The following is a 24,623-nucleotide window of genomic DNA, read 5'->3' on the forward strand; positions in this document are numbered from 1 at the left end:
TGATAAGGTCGATCAGCAGGTTGTCAATCTGATCAGCAAGCTGTCAATTTGATCGTCCAATCACCAAGTTGTCACTTTAGCAGTGGATCGTTAGGCGCATGCAGGTTCTCTCGGTCACGCCCGAAATCTTTCCGCTGATCAAGACCGGCGGGCTTGCCGACGTGACCGGCGCCTTGCCGATCGCGCTTGGCCCCAAGGGCGTGGCGATGCGCACGCTGGTACCCGGCTATCCTGTGGTGATGGCGGCCTTCACCAAGAAGAAGGCCGTCTACCAATATCCGCTGCTGCAGGGCGGCAAAGCGTCGATCCATGCCGTCAAGATCGGCGACCTCGACCTCTTCGTTTTGGACGCGCCGCATCTCTTCGATCGCCAGGGCGGCCCGTACGGCACCGCTTCCGGCGCCGACTGGCCGGACAATTGGCGCCGCTTCGCGGCGCTCAGCCAGGCCGGCGGCGACATTGCCGGCGGCGCCATCTCCGGCTACCAACCCGACATCGTGCATGCCCATGACTGGCAGTCGGCGATGACGCTAGCCTATATGCGCTACGGCAAGGCGGTCGGCGTGCCGTCATTGATCACCGTGCACAACCTTGCCTTCCAGGGCCAGTTCGGCGCCGGCATCTTCGGCGAGCTCGGCCTGCCGGCCGTCGCCATGCAGCTCGACGGCGTCGAATATTATGGCGGCGTCGGCTATCTGAAGGCAGGCCTCCAGGCCGCCTGGGCGATTACCACGGTGAGCCCGACCTATGCGCAGGAAATCCGCTCGCCGGAATTCGGCATGGGCCTCGACGGGCTGATCAACATGCGCGCCACCGATCTCCACGGCATCGTCAACGGCATCGATGTCGACATCTGGAACCCCGAGACGGACAAGCATCTGGTTGCCAAATATTCCGCCGATACGCTTCAGGCGCGCCACCTCAACCGCAAGGCGGTCGAGGATCGCTTCAGCCTCGAGGTCGACGGCAGTCCGATCGTCTGCGTCGTCAGCCGGCTGACCTGGCAGAAGGGCATGGACATTCTGGCCGCGGTCGTCGACGGCATCGTCGCCGCCGGTGCGCGGCTGGCGATCCTGGGCTCGGGCGACGCCGGCCTCGAAGGCTCGCTGCTCGCCGCCGCCGCCCGCCATCGCGGCCGAGTCGGCGTCGTCGTCGGTTACGACGAGGGGCTTTCGCACGTCATGCAGGGCGGCTGCGACGCCATCGTCATCCCTTCCCGCTTCGAGCCCTGCGGGCTGACCCAGCTCTATGGCCTGCGCTATGGCTGTGTGCCGGTCGTCGCCCGCACCGGCGGCCTCGCCGACACCATCATCGACGCCAATGAAGCTGCGTTGACAGCCGGTGTCGCCACCGGGTTCCAGTTCTCGCCCAACAATGGCGGCGCGATGCTGCATGCCATCCAGCGTCTGGTCGAGCAGCATCAGCGGCCGGCGACCTGGGCCTGGATCCAGCGCCAGGGCATGAAGGCCGATGTCTCGTGGGACAAGAGCGCCGAAAAATACGTCGAACTCTATCGCTTGCTGCTTTCGAAAAGGGCTGCCTGAGGCATGATAAAAACCGTCCCCACCAAACCCTATACCGACCAGAAGCCAGGCACCTCCGGCCTGCGCAAGAAGGTGCCGGTCTTCCAGCAGGAGCACTATGCCGAGAACTTCATCCAGTCGATCTTCGATGCGCTGGACGGGTTTCAGGGCAAGACGCTGGTGATCGGCGGCGACGGCCGCTTCTACAACCGCGAGGTCATCCAGAAGGCCATCGCAATCGCCGCCGGCAACGGCTTCGGCAAGGTCATGGTCGGCCAGGGCGGCATCCTGTCGACGCCGGCCGCCTCTAACATCATCCGCAAACACAAGACTTTCGGCGGCATCATCCTGTCGGCCAGCCACAACCCGGGCGGTCCGCATGAGGATTTCGGCATCAAGTACAATGCCGGCAATGGCGGCCCGGCGCCGGAGAAGATCACCGACGCGATCTTTGCCAAGTCGAAGGAGATCAAGAGCTTCAAGATCGCGGATGTCGGCACCGTCGATATCGACACGATCGGCACCGTCAAGGCTGGTGACATGACGGTCGAGATCTTCGATCCGGTCAAGGATTACGCCGACCTGATGGAAAGCCTGTTCGATTTCGATGCGCTGAGGAAGCTCTTCAAATCGGGCTTCCGCATGCGCTTCGACGCCATGCACGCGGTGACCGGTCCCTACGCCAAGGAGATCCTCGAACACCGGCTCGGCGCGCCGAACGGCACCTGCCGCAACTTCAAGCCGCTGCCGGATTTCGGCGGCCACCACCCGGACCCGAACCTGGTGCACGCAAAGCACCTCTATGACGAGATGATGGGGCCGGACGCGCCGGACTTCGGCGCGGCCTCCGACGGCGACGGCGACCGCAACCTCATCATCGGCAAGGGTATCTTCGTCACGCCGTCGGATTCGGTGGCGATGCTTGCCGCCAACGCCAGCCTGGCGCCAGGCTACAAGGACGGCTTGAAAGGCATCGCGCGTTCCATGCCGACCAGCGGCGCGGCCGACCGCGTCGCCGAAAAGCTCGGCATCGGCATCTACGAGACGCCGACCGGCTGGAAGTTTTTCGGCAACCTGCTCGACGCCGGCATGGCGACGATCTGCGGCGAGGAAAGCGCCGGCACCGGCTCCAACCATGTGCGCGAGAAGGACGGGCTATGGGCCGTGCTTCTGTGGCTCAACATCCTCGCCGCGCGCGGCGAGAGCTGCAAGCAGATCGTCACTGAGCATTGGGCGACTTACGGCCGCAACTATTATTCGCGCCACGATTATGAGGAGGTCGAAAGCGATCGCGCCAACGCGCTGGTCGACGAATTGCGCGCCAAGCTCGGCTCGCTGCCCGGCACGAGCGTGCGCGGCCTCAAGATCGCCAAGGCCGACGACTTCGCCTATCACGACCCGGTCGACGGCTCGGTGAGCAAGAACCAGGGCATCCGGATCCTGTTCGAGGGCGGTTCGCGCGTCGTCCTGCGCCTCTCCGGCACCGGCACGTCCGGAGCGACGCTGCGCGTCTATATCGAGCGCTACGAGCCGGACAAGGCAAGGCACGATCTCGACACCCAGGAAGCGCTCGCCGATCTCATCGCCGCCGCCGACGACATCGCCGGCATCAAGAGCCACACCGGCCGCAACAAGCCGAGCGTGATTACTTGAGGGTGGGGGCGGAGGCTCCCCCTTCTCCCCTTGTGGGAGAAGGTGGCCGAGCGAAGCTCGGACGGATGAGGGGTGCTGGAAGGGTCGCTACGATGAAGAAATGGGCGCTTGAAGCATCCGGTTCTTCAGCGCCTCATTCCTTCCAACACCCCTCATCCGTCTCGGCGCTTCGCGCCGATCCACCTTCTCCCACAGGGGGAGAAGGGGAGGCGCGCGCATGACCCAACTCGGCGCTACCATCACCCCCGAAGGCATCCACTTCGCGGTTTGGTCGTCATCGGCGCGGCGCCTGTGGGTCTCGATCTTCGATGACAGCGGCACGCGTGAGCTCGACCGCCTGGAGCTGACGCCGCAAGGCGATGGGGTGCATGCGCTCCTTCTCCCCGGCCTTGGTGACGGCGCGCGTTACGGCTTTCGCGCCGACGGCGACTATGCCCCGGAGCGCGGCCTGTGGTTCGACCCGAACAAGCTTCTCACCGACCCCTATGCCGTCGAGATCGATCGTCCCTACCAATACCATTGGCGGCTTGCAGCCAAACGTAATGAAGGCGCCGACACCGCACCGCTGGTGCCGAAGGCGATTGCGCGTTCGCTGCCCAAGCCGGTGCCGGCCAAGCCTGCTCTCTTTCAGCCCGGCGGCTTGATCTACGAGCTCAATGTCCGGTCCTTCACCAAGCTGCATCCGGATGTCCCGCAGGCGCAGCGAGGCACAATCCAGGCGCTCGCCCATCCGGCCGTCATCGAGCACCTGAAGCGTCTCGGTGTCTCCGCCGTCGAACTGATGCCCGTCACGGCGTCGATCGACGAGCGGCACCTGCCGCCGCTGGGGCTGACCAATGCCTGGGGCTACAACCCCGTCACCTTCATGGCGCTCGATCCGCGCCTGGCGCCGGGCGGTATCGAGGAACTGCGCGATACCGTCGCCGCGCTGCGCAAGGCGGGCATCGGCATCATCCTCGACCTCGTCTTCAACCACACCGGCGAGAGCGACCGGCTCGGCCCGACGCTGTCATTGCGCGGCCTCGACGCTCAAGCCTATTACCGGCATCAGCCGGACGGCAGGCTGGTCAACGACACCGGCACCGGCAACACAATCGCCTGCGATCATCCGATCGTGCGCGAGATGGTGCTCGACACGCTCCGCCACTTCGTCCGCTTCACCGGTGTCGACGGCTTCCGCTTCGATCTGGCGCCGGTGCTCGGACGCGTCGACGGGGCATTCGACCCGGAAGCGCCGCTGCTTCAGGCCATCGCCGGCGATCCCGTGCTCGCCGACCGCGTGCTGATCGCCGAGCCCTGGGATATCGGTCCGAGCGGCTACCAGCTCGGCAATTTCCGGCCGCCATATCTGGAGTGGAACGACCGCTACCGCGACGATGTCAGACGCTTCTGGCGCGGCGATACCGGTGCGATCGGCGCTTTGGCCACCCGGCTTGCCGGGTCCTCGGACGTTTTCGGCAGGGAAGGCCGGCTGGCGAGCCGGACGGTCAATTTCATCGCCGCGCATGACGGCATGACGCTGGCCGACATCGTCGCCTATGAGCGCAAGCACAACGAGGCGAATGGCGAGCAGAACCGCGACGGCCACAACGACAACCTGTCCTGGAACAACGGCACCGAGGGCGAGACGGACGCCGGCGCGATTGCCAGGACCCGCTTCGGCGACCAGTGCGGGCTGCTGGCGACGCTTTTTGCCTCGCGCGGCACCATCATGCTGACCGCCGGCGACGAATTCGGCCGCACCCAGAAGGGCAACAACAACGCTTATGCGCAGGACAACGCCATCACTTGGCTCGACTGGGCCGGCCGCGACCAGGCGCTGGAGCAATATGCATCGTCGCTGGCCGCGCTGCGCCGCGCCTTTCCGGCCTTGGCGGATATACACTTCCTGACCGGCGAGCCCGCCAACGGATCGGAAATCCCCGACGTAGCCTGGCTGACCGAGACCGGCGCGCCGCTCGGCGAGTCCGACTGGAACGACCCCGGCCGACATCGCCTCGTCATGCTGCTCGGCGATGCCGAGGGCGGACGCCTGGCTGTCGTGATCAACGGCGACCGCCGCCAAAGTGTGTTCAGCCTACCGGCGCGGGACGGGTTTGAATGGCGCTCGGCAATCGAGACGCAGCCGGTCGACCTGGCGCGGCCGCTGCCTGGCCGCAGCGTCAATTTCATCATCGAGGGTCGGATAGATCGGATAACGAGAGATCGGGCGAGGAAGGGTTCGTGATGGCTGGCGACAATCCCGGACAAGGAGCCGAATGGTGGCGCGGCTGCGTCATCTACCAGGTCTATCCACGCTCCTTTCAGGATACGAGCGGCGACGGCAGCGGTGATTTGAAGGGCATCGCCGCGCGGCTCGCTCATATCGCTTCTCTCGGCGTCGACGCGGTCTGGCTATCGCCCTTCTTCAAATCGCCGATGGCCGACATGGGCTACGATGTTTCCGACTATCGCGACGTCGATCCGATGTTCGGCGGCATAGAAGATTTCGACGCGCTGGTCGCCGAGGCGCATCGGCTCGGCCTGAAACTCATCATCGACCAGGTGATCTCGCACTCTTCCGACAAGCATGAATGGTTCGTCGAAAGCCGGACCAGCCGCGACAATGCCAAGGCCGACTGGTACGTCTGGGCCGACGCCAGGCCGGACGGCAATGCCCCCAACAACTGGCTGTCGGTGTTCGGCGGCCCGTCCTGGGAATGGGGCGCCACCCGCCGGCAATACTACATGCACAATTTCCTCGCCGCGCAGCCGGATTTGAACTTCCACAATGCGGATGTTCAGGACGCGCTTTTGGACACCGTGCGCTTCTGGCTGGAGCGCGGCGTCGACGGCTTTCGGCTGGATACCGTCAACTACTATGTCCATGACCGCTGGCTGCGCGACAACCCGCCTTTGGCGTCAAGTGTCGCCGGCACCAACGGTTCGACCAGCACCTACGCCTTCCAGGAGCATCTCTTCGACAAGACGCGTCCCGAAAACCTCGATTTCCTGAAACGCTTCCGCGCGCTGCTCGACGAGTATCCGGACCGCGCCGCGGTCGGCGAGGTCGGTGACGAGGAGCGTTCCTTGCAGACGCTCGCCGCCTATGTTTCCGGCGGCGACAAATTGCAGATGTGCTACACATTCGACCTGCTCAGCCCGCAATTTTCCGCCGCTCATATTCGCGGCTGCGTCGAGGCGTTCGAGAACGCCGTCGCCGACGGCTGGGTCTGCTGGGCCTTCTCCAACCATGACGTCGTGCGCCATGTCAGCCGCTGGACGCGCCCCGGTGGAAACCCTGATACGGTGGCTAAATTCGCAATCGCGCTGCTTGCCTGCCTGCGCGGCTCGATCTGCCTCTACCAGGGTGAAGAGCTTGGCCTCGAGGAGGCTGAACTCGCCTATGAGGATCTGCGCGACCCCGTCGGCATCCGCTTCTGGCCCGGCGTGAAGGGCAGGGACGGCTGTCGCACCCCGATGGTTTGGCAAGCGGACGCGGAAAATGCCGGCTTCTCCACCGGCAAGCCATGGCTGCCGGTGCCGCAAGCGCATCGTGCGCGTGCGGTAGATGTCCAGGATGGTCAGGATGGCTCCGTCCTTTCCGCCTATCGCTCGATCCTGGCGCTGCGCAAGCGCCATCCGGCGCTCATCGGCGGCTCGATCCGGTTCCTTGATGCCGAAGGCGATCTGCTGGCCTTCGTCCGCGAGGGCGGCGGAGAAAGGCTGCTCTGCGTCTTCAACTTCGCCGGCGAACCGGCGGGCTGGACGCTGCCGGCGGAGTTCGAGCGGATCGAAGCGATCGACCTTGCGGTCGATGCGTCCGGCTCTCCCGAGGAGGAGGTGATCGCACTGCCGCCGCTCGGTTGTTTCCTCGCGCGGATTGCTTACTGAACCAGCACCGAGCGCCCGCAGGTCGCGCCGGTCACGCGCACGTCGGCCTCGCCGACATGGACGCCAAGTGCCCCAAGCACGTTGTAGACCAGGTCGTCGACCGGCGCGGTCACGCCATTGAGCAGCGTCGTTACCGCCGGCTTCACCGTGCCGAGCAGGGCGGTCACGTCGAGGCCGAGGCCTAGTGCATTGACCGACAGCGACAGGTTGTTGACCAGCGATGTCGTCAGCGACTGCGTCAGGTTCTTCGTGGACACCGTCTTGATCGCCTTGTTGGCGATGTCGTTGGCATTATAGGTCAGGGTGGTCGGCGCCATGTTGGTGATCGAAAAGGCCGACGATCCTTTGATCTGCAGCAGGTTGAGGTTGATCACCAGCAGCTTGAGGCTGACATCCGCGATGTCCGCGTCGGAAAAGGATTGCGGCTTGCTGAAGTCCGCGAAACCGCTGGCGCTGCTGTTGGCCAGATGAGCCTCGACGACACCCGGTTGCGCCGCGATCGAAACCTTGATGCTGGAGGGGCCGGTCGGACAGCTTATATCGGTCAGCTTGGCTTCCGCATAGGCGACCTCGACATTGAGCGGCAGGTTGACGGCAAGCAGATTGATGCCGCCGCCGAGATTGGAATTGCCGAGCGTGACGCTGGCGTTGAGCTTGATGCGCGTCTGCGCCGTGCGCACCACGGTGCCTGCTTCTCCCACCGCCAGCCAGGCCGAATTCTGCATGGGCTCGCCGATGGCAATGGCAAGCGTCGTCGATGCCAGCCCCGGTACGGTGGCGCCGAGATCGACCGCGACCTGGTTCGTTCCGTTGGCCAGGGCTGCCGCCGCCGTCAGCATGCTGAGCGCGCTGGCATCGACCGACAGCCCAGCTGGTTTCTGTCCGAGGCCCAGGCTGCCCACCGAGCCCAGGTCGACGAGACTGCTGAGCGGAATCTTGACGGTGTTGGTGGCGCTGGAGGCCATGGTCTGCAAGGCGATCTTGGCCGTGTGGTCCAACCCCGGCACGTTGGCCATGGCGGTGGCGATCTGTCCGATCGTTGCCTTCGAGGCGAGCACGTCGGAATAGCCCACGCCAGTCAGATGCAATTGCGTCGCCAGCGCATCGGTGAAGGAAAGAACATCGACATCGGCTGAAATCAGCGAATTGTAATCCATCACGCTGAGCGAGATGTTGCTGCCGAGAAGGCCGCCGAGAAGCGCGTTGAGAATTCCGCCATTGAGGCTGGCGAGCCGCGATCCGACCGAAAAAGCCGCCTGCGGTTGGGCGCTGGCGATGGCGCTCGTCCCGAGCGTCGGCGGCGACATGATCGAGCCGGCGAAATAGAGCGTGCCCTGCTTCTTCAGCGATACCTGGACGGCGTTGTAGGGGAGCTTGCCTGCCTCGAACCGGGTGCCGGCGGCAATGGTGCTGACGCCCGTGTAGCGCCCCGGCACGACCTGGACGACGGCCTTGGTGGCGGTTGGCGTCACGGTCGTGCCCTGTTGCTGCACCGCGACCGAAGTGATGCCGTTGTCGCTTAGCGTCGTCAGCACCGCCTGCTGGGCATTGGTGATGTTCGAGGCCGCGGTGATGGCGGCAAGGTCGACGATCGATTGCGCGGCGCGGCGCTCGTTGTAAAGTGAGCCCTCGTCGATCGCGAAGGCGGTCAGCGCCAGAGCCACCGGCGTGCACAGCGCCGTCATGATGGCGAAATTGGCGCTCCGGTCGGCGAGCAGCCGTCGCGTCGCCGCCTTAAAAGCAATTCCAGGAAAAGTGTGAAACGGTTTTCCGTCCGGAATTGCGTCAAAGCAAAAAGATAGAGCGGTCATGCGTTTCAAGGAAACGATGAACCGCTCGAGTCCCCCCTTGGTGGGCATCATATGCCTCCGACGCGGATCGTCGATTGACTCTTGATCGTCGTGCCCGGCAACGGCAGCATCCGGAACAGGTTCCAGATCGGCAGGCTGCGCGCATCGTAGCTGACCGAAACGACGAACTGGCTGCCGTCGGCGGCGCTGTCCTGTGCGTTGACTGTCAGCTTGTTAGGATCGACGAACGGATAGCCGGAGACGTCGTGAGCGATAAAATCGGTAACCAGTGCCTGCCGCTCGGTCTGATTGAGACCGGCGATCGCTGTTCGCGCCGCATCGGCGGCGATCTGCTGCACTGAGTGGCTGGCGCCGAAATAGATTCCGTATGCAACCATGCCGAGCAGAAGCAGGATGAAGATCGGCGCAAGCATGGCGAATTCGATCGCCGACGTGCCCGTGGCGTCTGCCCGGAAACAAGACCAAGAGACAAGGTATCTTCGGTTTTTCAGCATGGTGCGGAGAATGCCAAAACCTGCTTGCAAAAACAGAAAACGCATCGAACAACCGGCAGGTGTGCCAAGTTGAACGCAAGCTATAAGCTTTAGTTTTTGCTGTTTTAGCGGGATGACGCTCACTCTGCGTCAAGCAGGCAATGGTTGAAATAAGATATCGCTCTGTCTAGTCTCCTGCCACCAGCCGCCGGAACAGACCGGCGGCACGCCTGAAACGGGGCCGTTTCAACGGTTTCGGGGCGTCAACACTTAAAAGAGGCGCGGCTGAGGGGCTGCGCCGACAGGGAGAACTTCATGCTGAATAACATGCTGAAGGCGACGGTGTTTGCCACCACCATGGCCTTGGCGAGCGGGGCCTTCTACACGCACGCCTTCGCCGAAGTGGTCTACAACCGTGGCAGCGCCGCGGAATTGCAGTCGGTCGACCCGCACAAAACGTCGACGGTCTACGAAGCCAACGTCCTGCGCGACCTGTTCCAGGGCCTGGTCATGCAGGACGAGAAGGCGAATGTCATTCCGGGCGCCGCCGAAAGCTGGACGGTATCGGATGACGGCACCGTGTACACTTTCAAGCTGCGCAAGGACGGCCGTTGGTCGGACGGCACTCCGGTAACCGCCGAGGACTTCGTTTTCGCATTCCGGCGCCTGGAGGATCCCGCCACCGGTGCCGAATACGCCTCCATGCTCTACCCCGTAAAGAACGCCGAGGAGGTCAACACCAAGAAGGCCAAACCGGAGGAAATGGGTGTCAAGGCGATCGACGCCAACACGCTGGAAGTCACGCTGAAGGCGCCGACGCCCTACTTGCTGGAGATGCTGACTCACCAGGCAACCTATCCGGTGAGCAAGGCCTCCGTCGAAAAGCTCGGCGCCGACTGGGTCAAGCCGGGCACCATGGTGTCCAACGGCGCCTATACGCTCGCCGAATGGGTTCCCAACGATCACATGAAACTGGTCAAGAATTCGAAATTCTGGGATGCCGGCAGCGTCAAGATCGACACCGTCAACTACATCCCGACCGAGGACCGTTCCTCGGCCATGAAGCGCTTCGAGGCCGGCGAACTCGACAGCTATGACGATCTTCCGACCGAGCAGCTTGCCGACCTCAAGACGAAGTTTGGCAGCCAGATCCGCGTCGGACCGTATCTCGGCACCTACTACTATGCGATCAAGACCGACAAGGCGCCCTGGAATAATCCTGAGCTGCGCAACGCCATCTCGATGGCGATAGACCGCGACTTCCTTGCTGAGAAGGTCTGGCAGAACTCGATGCTGCCCGGCTATTCGATGGTGCCTCCGGGCATCGAGGGCTACACGCCGGCCATGGCCAAATATGCCGACATGTCTCAGATCGACCGCGAGGACGAGGCCAAGAAGATCCTGGAGAAGCTCGGCTATACGCCCGAGCATCCGCTGAAGATGGAAATCCGCTACAACACCTCGGAGAACCACAAGAACACGGCGGTCGCCATCCAGGAGCAACTGAAGCCGCTCGGCGTCGAGGTCACGCTGATCAACACTGACACCAAGACCCACTACTCCTTCCTTCAGCAGAAGGGCGACTATGACGTGGCCCGCGCCGGCTGGATCGCTGACTACAAGGATCCGGAGACCTTCCTCGGCATCACCCGCAAGGCCAGCGGCAACAACTATTCGAACTATGACAGCGCGGCATACGAGGCCGCGATGGACAAGGCTGCCGCCGCCGGCGGCAAGCCAGAGGAGCGCATGAAGGACCTCGCCGAGGCCGAGCGCATCCTCATCGACGACATGGGCGAGATCCCGCTGCTCTACTACAGCTACCACGACATCGTTTCCTCGAAGCTCCACGGCTTCACCGACAATGTCATGGACGTGCATCCGTCCCGCTTCATCTCCAAGGACTGACAAGTAACCTTGGCCGTGCCGCCGCCACCTTTTGGTTGCGGCGGCCGCGGTCTGTCGTCGTGCCGGGTCGAAAGTCGCGTTGGATTTTCGGTTGCCTCGGTGCGAAGATCAGAGATGCCAGCGCGCCACGGTCTTCGTCTGAAGAGCTGTCGCCCTGGCTGAAGCGGGGCGCCGATGCTGCGTTATGTCTTTCGGCGGCTGTTGACCGCCATCCCGACGCTATTCGTCATCGTGACTTTGGCGTTCTTCCTGATCCGCGTTGCGCCTGGCGGGCCGTTCAACCAGGAGCGGGGCCTGAAACCCGAGATCAAGGCCAATCTGGACGCGCAGTTCGGTCTCAATGATCCGCTCTGGCAGCAATATACCCATTATCTCGGCAATCTGCTGCATGGCAATTTCGGCCCGAGCTACAACATGCCCGACTTCACCGTCACGGAGCTCTTCGCCAGGGGCCTGCCGATCTCGATCCAGCTTGGCGCCTCGGCTCTGACCCTGGCCCTCCTGCTTGGCTCGATTCTCGGCACCATCGCAGCGCTCAACCAGAACAGAATAGCCGACTATTCGGTGATCGCGCTCGCGACCGCAGGCAGCACCATTCCGACCTTTGTCATCGCGCCGTTGATCCAGCTGTTGTTCGGCCTGACCTGGAAGCTGCTTCCGATCGGCGGCTGGGGCGATGGCGCGCTTGTCAACAAGATCGGTCCGGCGCTCACTCTCGCGCTGCCGCAGATCGCCATCGTCGCCCGCCTGATGCGTGGCTCGATGATCGAATCGCTGAGGTCCCATCACATCCGCACCGCCCGCGCGCTCGGTCTGTCGGACTGGTCAGTGGTGGTCAAGCATGCGCTGCGCGGCGCCGTCTTGCCCATCGTTTCGTTTGCTGGCCCGGCGGCAGCGGCCCTGCTCACCGGCTCCGTCATTGTCGAGACGATCTTTGCCATTCCGGGCGTCGGCCGCTACTTCGTCGAAGCCGCGCTCAATCGCGACTATACGCTGGTCATGGGCACCGTGGTGGTGATCGCGCTCTTCACAATCGTGTTCAACCTGATCGTCGATGTCCTCTATGCGGTGATCGATCCGAGGGTGCGCTATGACTGATGCCGCTGTCGCCGCGCCTGTTGTCGGACGCTCGCTTTGGGGCAATGCCTGGTCTCGATTGAAGGCCAACCGCGCCGCCATGGCCAGCCTGCTGTATCTGGTCCTGATGGCGGCTGTGTGCATCGTCGGGCCCTTGTTCGTGCCCCATCAATACACCGCGATCTACTCGGACTACGTGCGCATGCCGCCGAGTTTTTCAGCCTACCCCAAGGCTGACATGATCGAGACGGCGCTCAACGATGTCGTCAAGCGTATGCGGGCCGATATAAAGGAATGGAAGCAGGACGCCGACCGCATCATCGTCACGGTAGTCTCGTCCAAGCCGATCGATGAACGCAGCATCCGCTATCTCGAACGTTCCGACGCGTTCGACAATGCCAGGCTGGAGAGCAAATCTCCGGACAGCCTGGAAATGGTGATGAGCGCCTCGATCAAACAGCAATATTTCCTGTTCGGCACCGACAACACAGGCCGCGACCAGTTGTCGAGGACATTGGTAGCCGGACGCATATCGCTGGCCATCGGCCTGCTCGCCGGCGTGGTGGCGGTGGTCATCGGCGTCATCTACGGCGCCACGGCCGGCTTTGCCGGCGGCCGGGTCGACGAGGTGATGATGCGCATCGTCGATGTGCTCTATTCGCTGCCTTTCATCTTCTTCGTTATCATGCTGGTGGTGTTCTTCGGCCGCAACTTCGTGCTGATGTTCCTAGCGGTGGGCGCGGTGCTGTGGCTCGACATGGCGCGCATCGTGCGCGGCCAGGCGCTGTCGATCCGCCGGCAGGAATATGTCCAGGCGGCCGAGGCCATGGGTGTCGGCTGGAGCGGCATCCTGCTGCGCCACGTCATCCCCAATTTGCTCGGGCCGGTGGTGATCTACATGACGCTGCTCGTGCCGCAGGTCATCATCCTGGAAAGTTTTCTTTCCTTCCTTGGCCTTGGCGTGCAGGAGCCGATGACCAGTTGGGGCGTGCTGATATCGGTCGGCGCCAAGAACATCGGCTATGCCAACTGGCTCTTGCTGTTCCCGGCCTTCTTCCTCGTCTCGACGCTGTTTGCGCTGAATTTCGTCGGTGACGGCCTGCGCGACGCGCTCGACCCGAAGGATCGCTGACATGGCTGCCGAAACGATCCTCAGCGTCAAGGACCTGCGCGTCCGCTTCCAGACCCTCGACGGCACCGTCGAGGCGGTGAAAGGCATCAACATCAACGTCAAGGCAGGTGAAACCGTCGCCGTGGTCGGCGAATCCGGGTCGGGCAAGAGCCAGACGATGATGGCGGCGATGAGCCTGCTTTCCTCCAATGGCGAAGCCACAGGCGCGGTCGACTATCGCGGCAGCAACCTTTTGACCATGACCAAGAGCGAGCTCAACAAGGTGCGCGGCCGCAAGATCAGCATGATCTTCCAGGAGCCGATGACCTCGCTCGATCCTCTCTACACCATCGGCAACCAGCTGATTGAGCCGATCCGCCGGCATCGCGGGCTGTCCGCTGCCGCCGCGCGGGAAGAAGCGCTGAAGCTGCTCAGGCTGGTGCACATCCCCGATCCCGAGCGGCGCATGAAATCCTATCCGCACGAAATGTCTGGCGGCCAGCGCCAGCGCGTCATGATCGCCATGGCCTTGGCCAACGATCCCGACATCCTGATCGCCGACGAGCCGACGACGGCGCTCGACGTCACCATCCAGGCGCAGATATTGATGCTGCTCGCCGAATTGCAGCGCAAGCTTGGCATGGCGATCGTCTTCATCACCCACGATCTCGGCATCGTGCGCCGCTTCGCCGACCGCGTCTATGTCATGCGCCAGGGCGAGGTGGTGGAGGAGGGTGAGGCCGAAGCGCTCTTCGCCAACCCTCAGCATGCCTATACCAAGATGCTGCTCGCGGCCGAACCGACGGGCGCCAAGGCAGCGCCGCCCGCCAACTCGCCGGTGCTGCTGGAAGGTCGCAACGTCGAGGTCGTCTTCAAGATCGGCGGCGGCTTCCTTGGCGGCGAGCCGCTGATGCTGCGCGCGGTGGACAAGATCTCGATCCGGCTGAAGCGCAACCAGACGATCGGCATCGTCGGCGAGTCCGGTTCAGGCAAGTCGACGCTAGGTCGCGCGCTGCTCAGGCTCCTTCCGAGCGACGGCGTCATCCGTTTCGGCGACCGCGACATATCCAATGCCGACCGGCAGGCGATGCGGCCGCTGCGGCACGAATTGCAGCTTGTCTTCCAGGATCCGTTCGGCTCGCTGTCGCCGCGCATGACCATCGGCCAGGTGATCACCGAAGGCCTGCTGGTGCACGAGCCCTCGTTGACCGGCAAACAGCGCGACCAGCGAGCCGTCGAAGCGCTGCGCGAGGTCGGCCTCGACCCCAATGCGCGCAACCGCTACCCGCATGAATTCTCAGGCGGACAGCGCCAGCGCATCGCCATTGCCCGCGCCATGATCCTGAAGCCGAAAGTGGTGGTGCTGGACGAGCCGACCTCGGCGCTCGACCGGTCGGTGCAGAAACAGATCGTCGAGCTGTTGCGCGCGCTGCAGGCGCGCCACGAACTGTCTTACCTCTTCATCAGCCACGACCTCGCGGTGGTGCGCGCCATGGCCGACTACATCATCGTCATGAAGCAGGGAAAGATCGTCGAGGAAGGTCCGACGCAAGAAATCTTCGACAACCCGCGCGAAGCCTATACGCAGACGCTGATGAACGCGGCGATCGATACGACAAAGTTCCGCATGAGCGCGTGAAGCCGGGGAGCCCGATTGGGGCCAGCTCACTGCGCGGAAGGGCACCTTTGCTTTCGCATAGCGACGATCGCCTGCTGCTGTTGCTGCAAACGTTCGATCTTCGCCGTTTCGCGATTGGCAACCGCCGCCTTCACACGCTCGCCGCCGAGCAGCCAGTTCGGCACGCTCGTGTTGGCGACCTTGCCGCGGGCGATTGCAGTGCGCGAAATATCGGTGGCGGTGTCGCCGAGTTCGCTGTTGAGCTCCTGACAGCTCATCTTGTCGTACTTGGCCGGATTGATTGACGCCACGGTCGATGAACAGCCCGCTGCGAACAGCAGGAGACCCGTCATCGCTAAAATGGCAGTCAGCGTGAACTTCATGCTCTCAACCTTGTTTCGCCGGCCCACAGTTCCGCGCATTCCGAAATCGGGGTTGGGGTTGCCATTTGGTCAAAGTGAGAACCTGTTGTCGAGCATTGTCGAACTACGCCTAACGTCATCGGAATTGGTCGCGTTCGTCACGACCCGATGGAACTACAGCGCCATCTGCCCATGAGTTATGGCGACGACTAGCGGCAGTCCTGATTCAGGCTGGCAGCAGTTTCGGGAAAAGCCAAGTGCTTGTTTTTTCTGGTCGGAGTGGCAGGATTTGAACCTGCGACCCCCTCGTCCCGAACGGGCGGGTTGGCCAGCAAAAGCCCGGATTTCCGGCGTTTCGCATGGCGCTAGATGGCTAATGTTCACGTTTATTTCCGGCATATCTGTGGGGTTTCTGTGGGGTAGACGGAAATGTTCTCTTTCTGTGCCGGGGGCATCCTGACTGCGCTTTTCGGCATGTTTCGCAAGCGTGACTTGGAGACGATAGCCTCGGCGGCTTGGGCCTGAAAATCGGGGTGATGATGGCCATAAGTCTGAATGAGCACTTGAACGGTCATGCCGAGGAATCCGGCCGCCGCCCAGGGGTCGGAACCCTGCTGCATCAGCCAAGTCGCGGCCGTGTGGCGGAACACGTGCGGGGTGATGTCGGTGCGGAAGACGCGCCGGACGCTACCGTCCGGTGTCGCAACCTCCTCATGCCAGCCCAGTCCGGCCGCCTCGACCACCGAGCGGAAGGCCTTCTTGATCGACTGCACCGGTTTGCCGTTCCACTCAACCACGTAGTCATGGGCAATCATGCGGCCAATGCTAGCGCTTTTTCCGCGGCCCTTGGTCTTGATCTCCAGCGGTTTGCTCGCCCAGCGGCGCACATGTGCCAGGAGGCGGTCAGGGAGCCTAACGGGCGGTTGACGTTTCTTGGTCTCGCGGCGGCCGGCGGCGCGGCGGTAGAAAACGCCGCGTTCGAGGTCGACATGCCCGGCATCATCGGTCGGCCGGATGGCGGCCCCGCAAATCGCGGCCGAGCGCGTGCCGGTGTATAAAGCGACCAGGATGAATCGCGCGACATGGCGTGCGGTGCGACGATCGCTTGGCCTGCCCTTCCATGACTGGCGCATGCGCCACGCGGCGCGAAGCAGGGCGGCTGCCTCATCGCGGGTCAGCCAACGGTCGCGCGGTGCAGCTTTGGCGGGCAGCACAATCGCAGGCGCAGAAGTTACATAGCCTTCCCGCTGATAATTGTTCAGCGCCGCTCGCAAATCCTCCAACTGACGCCTGGCGGCAGCGCCGTTACCGTGTGCCTTGGCGTAATCGCGGCACATCTTGCCATCGATGTCGCCGATCTTTTTGCAGCCGAACCAGGTGAGTACAACGATCAGCCGGTCGGCGGTTTCCTTCGGCTTCGCGTGCGATGGCGCGACGTCGGTGAGGTATACGCTTACGGCATCAGCTACCGAGACCGTGGCGGGATCGCGACCGCGCTCACGGGCCGGCCGGTATTTTTCCGTGATGTGACTGGCGAGGCGCTTTTCAGCGCGTTCGCGGTCGCCAGTGCCGCCACAAGCGCTGATGAAGGTTGCGCCATCCCGGATGAACCAGCCGGCTCCGTTGCGCAGCTTTCCGTCCGCCCTTCTGCTTTCGGCGCGCCAGACAAGGCGCGCCCCTTTCGACGTCCGCGGCATAGTTCTCTCATTTTTGCGATCGCTGCCAAAGTGACGTATTCCTTGCCTGCGATCAACTCTGTCTGAAGACGGCCAGCATCTCGTTCTTTTCGCAAACCCGCCGCACCCATAGAGCCGTCCGGAAAAGCGATCTCGGCAGCTACGTTGAGGCGGAGCGGCGTACTGTCGTCCAACTGTTCTGGAATGCTCATTGCTTGCCTTTCGGGAGACATTGGAGAACAACCTGAACGTCATCGCATAGGGCTTAATTAGGCGATTATTCGATTGGAATGTACGGATCTAAGGGCGATGTGTGAATGGCATCAGATCTCTTGTGCGGTGATTGGGACACTCTGGCGTAGAAAACGGCGGTGCACGCAACAACCATCGTCAATCTCAGACCGGATGAGTATTCGCTCGAATGTGAATATATCGACTGCAGCAAAAAAGGTTGGGTCAGCGACAAGGGACTCTCGAAGGGAGCTCTCTCTTGTCCTGCGCAGAGATTGCGGCCGACTATCCTGAGACAAGAGAGTGAGAGTCTGGATGAGCTTCCGTGACGGGCTGATAGCTGGGAGAGTGGCTCCCAGCGCCCGTCACGGAGACGACCCATGACACAAGTTTTGGACGCCACCCGGGATCGTTCCGGCGGATATAAGGTGGATGTGAGCCGCGGCGAGCGGATTGGCCGCGTATCCTCGGAATGGTTTTCCCGGCCGGCCGATGAGCGCTACCTGTCTTTGTCGGAGCTATTCGCCGCGGTGCAGATCCGGACCGAGCGTAGCCGGGCGAGGACGGTGGAGAGCGCAGCTATTCGGGTGGAGGCAAGCCGAGACGATGCCGAACGCCTATCCCTGGTGCTACCAGGCACGGACACGCCCATTATCCCGACCCATTGGAGCTTTGGCCAACTCGCGAGCCTCGTTGGCGCCCCGACGGCCTATCTGCGCCAGCTTCCAGCACCGCTCGCCGGGATTAATTTACAGTACGGCCTGACGTCCCACCGTGCTGAGCAGGTAAAGACGCTCGAGACCGAGGATGGACGCATCGAGCTACGCGCGGTCACTGGCCCGGACTACGGCCGCATCTTCGACCACGAGCTTGTCGCCGCCGTGCAGCGTATCGCCGGTAACGGCACCGGCGACACCCGGTGGAAAGTGCCCGGCGTACTTGAATGGTCTACCCGCGTCTACAATCCTTGCGTCGACATTACGAAGGACACCACGACGCTCTATGCCTCCGACCGCGACGTCTTCCTTTTTCTGGTCGACGACCTCAACCCGATCGAGGCTGGGCGGCTCCCGGACGGCTCGCCCGATCTCTATTTCCGCGGCTTCTACTGTTGGAACTCAGAGGTCGGCGCCAAGACGCTCGGCATAGCGAGCTTCTACCTCCGCGCCGTCTGCCAGAACCGCAATCTTTGGGGTGTTGAAGATTTCGAGGAGATCACCATCCGCCATTCGAAATACGCTGCCTCGCGTTTCGCGCACGAGGCCGCGCCGGCGCTGGCGCGCTTCGCCAACTCCTCGTCAGTGCCCTTCGTGAACGGCATCAAGGCGGCGCGGGAGCGGATCGTCGCCCACACCGATGAGGACCGCAGCGACTTCCTGCGCAAGCGCCGCTTCTCCAAAGCCGAGGCGGCGAAAGTCATTGAGACGGTGCTGGCCGAGGAAGGGCGCAAGCCCGAAAGCGTATTCGACTTCGTGCAGGGCATCACGGCGGTAGCGCGCGACAAGGCTCATCAGGATGCTCGGCTCGATCTGGAAACGCGGGCGAAGAAACTGCTCGACCGAGCGGCGTGAGTTCCGGGAGCCGGGGATGCGAACGCAGTCTGCAGCTTCGTGGCTTTGCGTTCTTCTTCCTCGTGGTTCCGCGGCGCCGCCCTCAAGAGTCAGAGGGCGGCGCTGCGCTTCGTGACGGGTTGGAGGCCGAGAGAGTGGCTTTCGGCCGCCCGTCGCGGAGTACATCCTGATGGCTACCAGTGCCAAAAAGATCACCCTGTCGCCCTCGCGCGACATTCCTTTCAACAAGCTCGTGCTCAGCCAGGCGAATGTCCGGCGCGTGAAGGCCGGCATATCGATCGAGGAACTCGCCGAGGACATTGTCCGCCGTGGACTGCTGCAAGGCCTCAGCGTGCGACCGGTCAAAGACGAAGCTGGTGTCGAAACCGGCATGTTCGAGATTCCGGCTGGCGGCCGGCGTTATCGGGCATTGGAGCTGCTGGTGAGGCAAAAGCGCCTCGCCAAGACAGCGCCGGTTCCCTGCGTCGTGCGCGAGGAAGGCATTGCCGAAGAGGACTCTCTGGCGGAAAACGTCCAGCGTGCACCCTTGCACCCCCTCGATCAGTTCCGCGCCTTCCTCGCCCTGCGAGACAAGGGCCAATCGGAGGAGGAAATCGCTGCTGCCTTTTTCGTCTCGGTCAGCGTCGTCAAGCAGCGCCTGAAGCTCGCCTCGGTGTCGCCGTCGCTGCTTGAAACCTATGCGGAGGACGGTCTATCGCTCGATCAACTCATGGCGTTCACCGTCTCTGGCGACCACGAACGCCAACAGCAGGTGTTCGAGCGCCTGAAGGCCTCCTATGACAAGCAGCCCTATGCCATCCGGCGTATGCTGACCGAGGGCGCGGTGCGTGCGTCAGACAAGAGGGTGCAGTTCATCGGCATCGAAGCCTATGGCGATGCCGGAGGCGTGGTCATGCGCGACCTGTTCCAGGGCGATGACGGCGGCTGGCTGCAGGACGTTATGCTGGTAGATCGGCTGGTCGCGGATAAGCTCGAACGCGAGGCGGAGGTGGTTCGCGTCGAAGGCTGGAAGTGGATCGAAGTCGCGCCCGACTTCGCCTACGGCCACACCTTCGGGCTCCGCCAACTTCGCGGCGAGCCGATGCCTCTTGCGGCCGAGGAGGTGACGACGCGCGAGGCCTTGCAGGCCGAGTTCGATCGTCTGTCCGAGGAATATGACAGCGTCGAGGACCTTCCGGACGAGATCGATCAACGTCTCGCTGAATTGGAGACTGGGCTCGAATCCTTCGAGGCCCGGCCGCTCGCCTTCGACCCAGCGGAGATCGCCCGCGCCGGCGCCTTTGTCAGCATCGCACCTGACGGTTGTCTGCGCATCGAGCGCGGCCATGTGCGTCCTGAGGACGAACTGCAGGTCGATACACAGACGGCCGAAGGCGGAAACGAGCCTCTCGCGGCTGCCGCGATTTGTGATGGCGACAGCGTCACGATGGACAGCGGATCGCTGGCTGAGCCCGATGACGATGATGGGCTGTCGCCTATCTCTGACCGGCTCATGGCGGAGTTGACTGCACATCGCACGCTTGGCTTGCGTCAGGCGCTCGGCGAACGGCCAGACGTTGCCTTCCTCGCGGCGTTGCACGCGCTTACGCTGAAGACCTTTTATCATTATGGATTGGATAGTTGCCTGGAACTCGACCTGAAAAGCATTAGCTTCGGCGCACAAGCTCCAGGATTGAACGACAGCATCTGCGCTCAGGCGATCCGAGTCCGACATGACAACTGGGCCAACGCGCTGCCGAAGGAAGCGACTGACCTGTGGGACGCACTGCAAGATTGGGACGGCGATCGCCAAACCGCACTGTTTGCCCATGTCGTCAGCCTATCGGTTAACGCTTTGCATGAGGCTTGGAACCGGCGGCCGCGTGCGTTCGCCCATGCCGACCGGTTGGCGAAGGCTGTTGACCTCGACATGACGGCGGCCGGGTGGCGTCCGACCGTGGACAACTTCCTCGGGCGCGTAACGAAGGCCCGCATCCTCCAGGCGGTCACCGAAGCGAAAGGACCGCAGTCCGCTGACCGGATATCGCACCTCAAAAAGGGCGATATGGCCAGTGAGGCTCAGACACTGATCGCCGACAGCGGCTGGCTGCCTGAGCCACTGCGCACGCCGGGGCATTCGGATGCAGAAGCCGCGGAAGCGCAGGCTTCGGAAATCTCGGTCGAAGCGACGGCGGAGAACGGCGGCGAAACGTCCATGGCTGAAGCGGATGGCTTCGCTCAAAATGGTGAAGCCGAGAATGGACTTCACACGATCGCGGCTGAATAGGCAGCGTCAAGTTTTTATTGGCCCGCCGGCGACGGCGGGCCTTTTCCTTGGAGGCGCACCGTGACGAGCAACCAGCATGATCTTGCGCACCGTCTCGGCCGGCAGGCAGAGGCGGTATGTCGCAATTATCTTTCGAATGGCCGACGCCAGGGCAACTATTGGCAGGTTGGCGACGTCCGAAACACACCGGGGCGGTCGATGTACGTGCGGCTGAATGATTCTCCCAAAGGCCCGGCCGGCAAATGGACCGACGCTGCCACGGGAGAGCACGGCGACTTGCTCGACGTGATCCGGGAAAGCGCCTGCCTGATCGACTTTTTAGATGTCGCCGCGGAGGCCCGTACGTTCCTGAGCCTGCCATGCCGCGAGCAGCAGCCGACAGCACCGAAGTGGACCAAGACGCCCGCACCTACCGGGTCCGCGGAGGCAGCACGGCGGCTGTTTTCCATCTCGCAGCCGATTTCACAGACGCTCGTGGAGAGATACTTGCGGGCACGCGGAATAACGGCTCTTCACGAAACTGGATGTCTGCGGTTTCACCCACACTGTTATTACCGTCCCGACGAGCGGAGGCCGACCGAGATCTGGCCCGCGATGATCGCAGCCGTCACCAACCTCGCTGGCAAGGTCACCGGCGCCCACCGCACCTGGCTCGATCCACAAGGTTTCAGCGAGGCCCATCTTGGCCGGGCACCGATTGACACTCCAAGGCGAGCCCTGGGCGAACTGCTCGGACACGCCGTCCGTTTCGGCACCGGCTTTGAAGTGATGGCCGCGGGCGAAGGTATTGAGACCATGCTCTCGCAACGCTCGGTGCTGGCTACCATGCCGATGATCGCAGCCCTGTCGGCGGCCCATCTGTCAGCGATCCAGTTCCCCGACGCCCTGCGGCGACTTTACATCGCCCGGGACAATGATCCGGCAGGAGATGGGGCCATGGCGGCCCTCATCGAACGCACCAGCTCGGCCGGGATCGAGGCGATCGTCCTGGCGCCTCGACTTGGTGACTTCAATGAGGATCTGCGGCTGCTCGGTCTCGAAGCCCTCAGGGCGATCCTGCGCCCTCAAATCGCCCCACATGATGTCACCCGCTTCATGGCCCTGGAGGCCTGACCGGAAAGAGGGAGCAGGGGCAGGTCGCTGTCGGGTGATCCCGGTATGCGTAGTGATCCTCCTCCGAAAAGGACCGGCCCATGGCCTTCCAGAGGGCGATCGGGCTGCAGCCGGCCCGGACCGGCAATGGCTGCGCCCGGCTATTTTCCGGCGCGCCCAGAGGGCGCGTTCCATCGCGAAACAAAATAGCCGGGCTTTCGCCATCCTCCACTGCCATTTCGGCCCTGCGCTGGCGCTTCGGGTGCAAGTCCAGGCCGCCCGCCGCCTTCGTCGCCATGAAGGCCGCGATGGCGCGGCCGTTCCGGAGAAGGAAGACCACCATGAACGACCACGATGACATCGCCTTTCAACCATCGCATGCCTCATCTCCGACTGACCACGTCCTCCAGGAACTCCAGCTCTACGGTTATCGACCCTTCGAAGACGAACCCGATCCGCGTCCGCTTCCCGAAGGCCACGTTATCGCGGCCAGTATCGCCGACATCTTCGACGCCATGGTCGTGGCGCTAGCCGACACACGGCTCGAGCCCGACCTTGAGGAACTCCTGTGGGGCTCGGTCAACTTGTTCCATCGCGCAACCTACCGGATCGAACGCGAGCTCGACGAGAACGAAGTCGCTCAGCGTCGCCTTCAGCGGGAACAAGACGGATCCGAGGTCAAGTCCGTCGAACTCGAAAGGCTCATCGCACAGGGTCAGACACTACTCGAACGCCGCAGCGCCTTCGAATTGATGCGCGACCAGGCCGCCGAGCACTTCGAGCGCTACACCCTTTCGATATGGCGGCCGCGATCGGGCTCCAGGGTCAATCATCGCAATCTCACCGCGGCAATGATCGACAGTCGCGATTTTCTTGCCGCAAAGAAGCACTTAGACAGTCAGGTGCTTTTGCCTCCCGGGCCGAAGGTCGCCCTTACCGGAGGGCTCGACTTCAACGACCACCGCCTGATCTGGGCCAAGCTCGACCAGGTGCACGCCAAGCACCCCGAGATGGTTCTGCTCCATGGCGGATCACCCCGTGGTGCGGAGTTGATCGCATCCAAATGGGCTTCCAACCGCAATGTGCCACAAATCGCCTTCAAGCCAGACTGGACCAGGTATGCCAAGGCCGCTCCCTTCAAACGCAATGACGCCATGCTCGATACGATGCCGATCGGGCTCGTCCATTTCCCGGGCACCGGCATCCAGGACAACCTCGCCGACAAGGCGCGCATGCTGGGCATCTCGGTCATGAAGTGCGGCGTCCCATGAGGGGTGTCCGCCAATGCCAAACGCCATGCCTGTCCAATTGCGGTCGCTCCGATACCTCGTTCCGGCGATGGGAGGTCGTGAGCTTAGAGCCTTGCCTTGCCGGCCCCTGATTGGAAGCGGGGATCGACCCACGCGTTCATGAGCGCAATTCCTTGGTCCGGTCCGAGGACCTGATGCCATCAACCCGTAAAGGGTCTGACTACGCAAAGCGTGCCGCCATTTCGGCTTCGCCTTCACGGTGATTGCGGCCCTCGGCCGGACACATCGGGCGCCTGTAACGCGGGGATCGATCCCCGCTTCCAAACAGGAGCCGGATCAATGTCCCTCATAGAAGCAAACGCCTTCGCCTTCAGCCTTGCCACCAGCCTGATGGTCAGCATCGTCATCTTTCGTGCCGGCGATGGCACGCTCGCCGTCATACCGGCAGACGAGTACGACGGCGACCACTCGGAGATCGTCCGAGAAATAGACCCCTACGCCGCATGAGCGCCGTAGCCTTGCCGGACGCCGGCAAGGCGCAGTGTACCAAGCCCTGTCAATTTAGATTCAAAGCGTTCCGCTCCGGCGTTGCTATATCGGCCATGATGTAGGCGGCGACGTGCCGGACATGGAGTAGCGTCTTGCGATATGGACACGTAAGACCGCCGAGCGGATAAAGGAACTCATGCGCCGGAAGCGCGACGCTAAATAATCCCGGCGTAAGGGCGGAGATGGGCGACCGTTTTAGGCAGGCTTTGCTTTTCCAGCGTATCGAGGTATTCGCTAGCGGTCCTAGGTGGGTTCTTCAAACGCTCCCGACACCTCTGGACAGACACCAAGACTGCGGCGTCATCGATGCCGAACTGATGAAAAATGAAATCGTCCGGGTGAATAAGATCCAGTTGGTATTGTTGGAGCACTGACTCGGGGAAATCCTTGGCGTTGAATGTGACGATGGCATCCGCGGCGGAAACGATAGCCGCCGCAAGGACATGCCGGTCATTTTCATCGGGCAGTTTCAGGCATGGGATGAGGTCTTGATACCTTTCCACTAGAGCGGGATGAGATTAGTGTTGGTCATAGCCTGAGTTTTGGAAATAGTGTGAGCACTCTGTCGGTGTGACGCGG

Annotated in this window: 18 protein-coding genes; 13 read left to right on the top strand and 5 right to left on the bottom strand. The window is 62.7% G+C overall.

Features of this window, described 5'->3' with window-relative positions; genetic code table 11:
* Nucleotides 1–98: 98 nt before the first annotated feature.
* From glgA to bglA, 4 genes are all read left to right on the top strand, one after another.
* On the top strand, nt 99–1,544 hold the full coding sequence (gene glgA / locus ACWGS9_RS25055; protein WP_454507772.1) for a glycogen synthase GlgA: 1,446 nt from the start codon (nt 99–101) through the stop codon (nt 1,542–1,544).
* A gap of 3 nt (nt 1,545–1,547) precedes the next feature.
* On the top strand, nt 1,548–3,176 hold the full coding sequence (locus tag ACWGS9_RS25060; RefSeq protein ID WP_454507773.1) for an alpha-D-glucose phosphate-specific phosphoglucomutase: 1,629 nt from the start codon (nt 1,548–1,550) through the stop codon (nt 3,174–3,176).
* A gap of 217 nt (nt 3,177–3,393) precedes the next feature.
* The gene (gene glgX, locus ACWGS9_RS25065) at nt 3,394–5,403 is read left to right on the top strand and encodes a glycogen debranching protein GlgX (RefSeq protein WP_454507774.1); all 2,010 of its coding nucleotides are present in this window, start codon (nt 3,394–3,396) and stop codon (nt 5,401–5,403) included.
* Nucleotides 5,403–7,049, top strand: coding sequence for a beta-galactosidase BglA (gene bglA / locus ACWGS9_RS25070; protein WP_454507775.1), 1,647 nt, complete (start codon nt 5,403–5,405; stop codon nt 7,047–7,049). Before glgX ends, bglA begins: the two co-directional genes overlap by 1 nt.
* Here bglA and ACWGS9_RS25075 read toward each other — a convergent pair.
* Nucleotides 7,043–8,734 carry a TadG family pilus assembly protein gene (locus ACWGS9_RS25075; RefSeq protein WP_454507792.1) on the bottom strand — a complete coding sequence of 564 codons (1,692 nt, stop codon included), beginning with the start codon at nt 8,732–8,734 and terminating at the stop codon, nt 7,043–7,045. The two genes, bglA and ACWGS9_RS25075, sit on opposite strands and share 7 nt — an antisense overlap.
* 173 nt (nt 8,735–8,907) lie before the next feature.
* Nucleotides 8,908–9,477, bottom strand: coding sequence for a TadE/TadG family type IV pilus assembly protein (locus ACWGS9_RS25080; RefSeq protein WP_454507776.1), 570 nt, complete (start codon nt 9,475–9,477; stop codon nt 8,908–8,910).
* Nucleotides 9,478–9,648: 171 nt separating this feature from the next.
* On the opposite strand from ACWGS9_RS25080, the gene ACWGS9_RS25085 reads away from it, so the two are divergent.
* From ACWGS9_RS25085 to ACWGS9_RS25100, 4 genes are all read left to right on the top strand, one after another.
* Nucleotides 9,649–11,241: a peptide ABC transporter substrate-binding protein gene (locus tag ACWGS9_RS25085; protein WP_454507777.1), complete on the top strand. Its 1,593-nt coding sequence runs from the start codon at nt 9,649–9,651 to the stop codon at nt 11,239–11,241.
* A gap of 174 nt (nt 11,242–11,415) precedes the next feature.
* On the top strand, nt 11,416–12,339 hold the full coding sequence (locus tag ACWGS9_RS25090) for an ABC transporter permease subunit (protein WP_454507778.1): 924 nt from the start codon (nt 11,416–11,418) through the stop codon (nt 12,337–12,339).
* On the top strand, nt 12,332–13,450 hold the full coding sequence (locus tag ACWGS9_RS25095) for an ABC transporter permease (protein WP_454507779.1): 1,119 nt from the start codon (nt 12,332–12,334) through the stop codon (nt 13,448–13,450). Before ACWGS9_RS25090 ends, ACWGS9_RS25095 begins: the two co-directional genes overlap by 8 nt.
* Nucleotide 13,451: 1 nt before the next feature.
* A complete protein-coding gene (locus tag ACWGS9_RS25100; RefSeq protein WP_454507780.1) occupies nt 13,452–15,068 on the top strand; it encodes an ABC transporter ATP-binding protein in 1,617 nt (538 codons plus the stop codon).
* A 26-nt stretch (nt 15,069–15,094) separates the two neighbouring features.
* Here ACWGS9_RS25100 and ACWGS9_RS25105 read toward each other — a convergent pair whose 3' ends face one another.
* On the bottom strand, nt 15,095–15,430 hold the full coding sequence (locus ACWGS9_RS25105) for a hypothetical protein (protein ID WP_454507781.1): 336 nt from the start codon (nt 15,428–15,430) through the stop codon (nt 15,095–15,097).
* A 365-nt stretch (nt 15,431–15,795) separates the two neighbouring features.
* Entirely contained in the window at nt 15,796–17,328 is a 1,533-nt protein-coding gene (locus ACWGS9_RS25110) for a tyrosine-type recombinase/integrase (RefSeq protein ID WP_454507782.1), read from the bottom strand.
* A 368-nt stretch (nt 17,329–17,696) separates the two neighbouring features.
* Here ACWGS9_RS25110 and ACWGS9_RS25115 point away from each other — a divergent pair, with 368 nt between their 5' ends.
* The 5 genes from ACWGS9_RS25115 to ACWGS9_RS25135 all read left to right on the top strand — a co-directional run bounded on the left by ACWGS9_RS25115 (nt 17,697) and on the right by ACWGS9_RS25135 (nt 24,002).
* The gene (locus tag ACWGS9_RS25115) at nt 17,697–18,887 is read left to right on the top strand and encodes a DUF932 domain-containing protein (protein ID WP_454507783.1); all 1,191 of its coding nucleotides are present in this window, start codon (nt 17,697–17,699) and stop codon (nt 18,885–18,887) included.
* A 169-nt stretch (nt 18,888–19,056) separates the two neighbouring features.
* Nucleotides 19,057–21,153: a ParB/RepB/Spo0J family partition protein gene (locus ACWGS9_RS25120; RefSeq protein ID WP_454507784.1), complete on the top strand. Its 2,097-nt coding sequence runs from the start codon at nt 19,057–19,059 to the stop codon at nt 21,151–21,153.
* 60 nt (nt 21,154–21,213) lie between these two features.
* Nucleotides 21,214–22,266 carry a DUF7146 domain-containing protein gene (locus tag ACWGS9_RS25125; RefSeq protein ID WP_454507785.1) on the top strand — a complete coding sequence of 351 codons (1,053 nt, stop codon included), beginning with the start codon at nt 21,214–21,216 and terminating at the stop codon, nt 22,264–22,266.
* Nucleotides 22,267–22,586: 320 nt separating this feature from the next.
* The gene (locus ACWGS9_RS25130; protein WP_454507786.1) at nt 22,587–23,516 is read left to right on the top strand and encodes a DUF2493 domain-containing protein; all 930 of its coding nucleotides are present in this window, start codon (nt 22,587–22,589) and stop codon (nt 23,514–23,516) included.
* A gap of 318 nt (nt 23,517–23,834) precedes the next feature.
* Nucleotides 23,835–24,002 carry a hypothetical protein gene (locus ACWGS9_RS25135; protein WP_454507787.1) on the top strand — a complete coding sequence of 56 codons (168 nt, stop codon included), beginning with the start codon at nt 23,835–23,837 and terminating at the stop codon, nt 24,000–24,002.
* 197 nt (nt 24,003–24,199) lie between these two features.
* Here the strand turns inward: ACWGS9_RS25135 and ACWGS9_RS25140 are convergent, their stop codons facing one another.
* The gene (locus tag ACWGS9_RS25140) at nt 24,200–24,547 is read right to left on the bottom strand and encodes a hypothetical protein (RefSeq protein ID WP_454507788.1); all 348 of its coding nucleotides are present in this window, start codon (nt 24,545–24,547) and stop codon (nt 24,200–24,202) included.
* Nucleotides 24,548–24,623 lie beyond the last annotated feature (76 nt).

The organism is Mesorhizobium sp. Arg314, assembly GCF_053714275.1.

What these genes read in the sequence shown, in the direction of transcription:
- glgA (WP_454507772.1), top strand. Translation starts at nt 99, where the DNA reads ATGCAGGTTCTCTCGGTCACGCCCGAAATCTTTCCGCTGATCAAGACC.
- ACWGS9_RS25060 (WP_454507773.1), top strand. Translation starts at nt 1,548, where the DNA reads ATGATAAAAACCGTCCCCACCAAACCCTATACCGACCAGAAGCCAGGC.
- glgX (WP_454507774.1), top strand. Translation starts at nt 3,394, where the DNA reads ATGACCCAACTCGGCGCTACCATCACCCCCGAAGGCATCCACTTCGCG.
- bglA (WP_454507775.1), top strand. Translation starts at nt 5,403, where the DNA reads ATGGCTGGCGACAATCCCGGACAAGGAGCCGAATGGTGGCGCGGCTGC.
- ACWGS9_RS25075 (WP_454507792.1), bottom strand. Translation starts at nt 8,734, where the DNA reads ATGACGGCGCTGTGCACGCCGGTGGCTCTGGCGCTGACCGCCTTCGCG.
- ACWGS9_RS25085 (WP_454507777.1), top strand. Translation starts at nt 9,649, where the DNA reads ATGCTGAATAACATGCTGAAGGCGACGGTGTTTGCCACCACCATGGCC.
- ACWGS9_RS25090 (WP_454507778.1), top strand. Translation starts at nt 11,416, where the DNA reads ATGCTGCGTTATGTCTTTCGGCGGCTGTTGACCGCCATCCCGACGCTA.
- ACWGS9_RS25095 (WP_454507779.1), top strand. Translation starts at nt 12,332, where the DNA reads ATGACTGATGCCGCTGTCGCCGCGCCTGTTGTCGGACGCTCGCTTTGG.
- ACWGS9_RS25100 (WP_454507780.1), top strand. Translation starts at nt 13,452, where the DNA reads ATGGCTGCCGAAACGATCCTCAGCGTCAAGGACCTGCGCGTCCGCTTC.
- ACWGS9_RS25105 (WP_454507781.1), bottom strand. Translation starts at nt 15,430, where the DNA reads ATGAAGTTCACGCTGACTGCCATTTTAGCGATGACGGGTCTCCTGCTG.
- ACWGS9_RS25115 (WP_454507783.1), top strand. Translation starts at nt 17,697, where the DNA reads ATGACACAAGTTTTGGACGCCACCCGGGATCGTTCCGGCGGATATAAG.
- ACWGS9_RS25120 (WP_454507784.1), top strand. Translation starts at nt 19,057, where the DNA reads ATGGCTACCAGTGCCAAAAAGATCACCCTGTCGCCCTCGCGCGACATT.
- ACWGS9_RS25130 (WP_454507786.1), top strand. Translation starts at nt 22,587, where the DNA reads ATGAACGACCACGATGACATCGCCTTTCAACCATCGCATGCCTCATCT.
- ACWGS9_RS25135 (WP_454507787.1), top strand. Translation starts at nt 23,835, where the DNA reads ATGTCCCTCATAGAAGCAAACGCCTTCGCCTTCAGCCTTGCCACCAGC.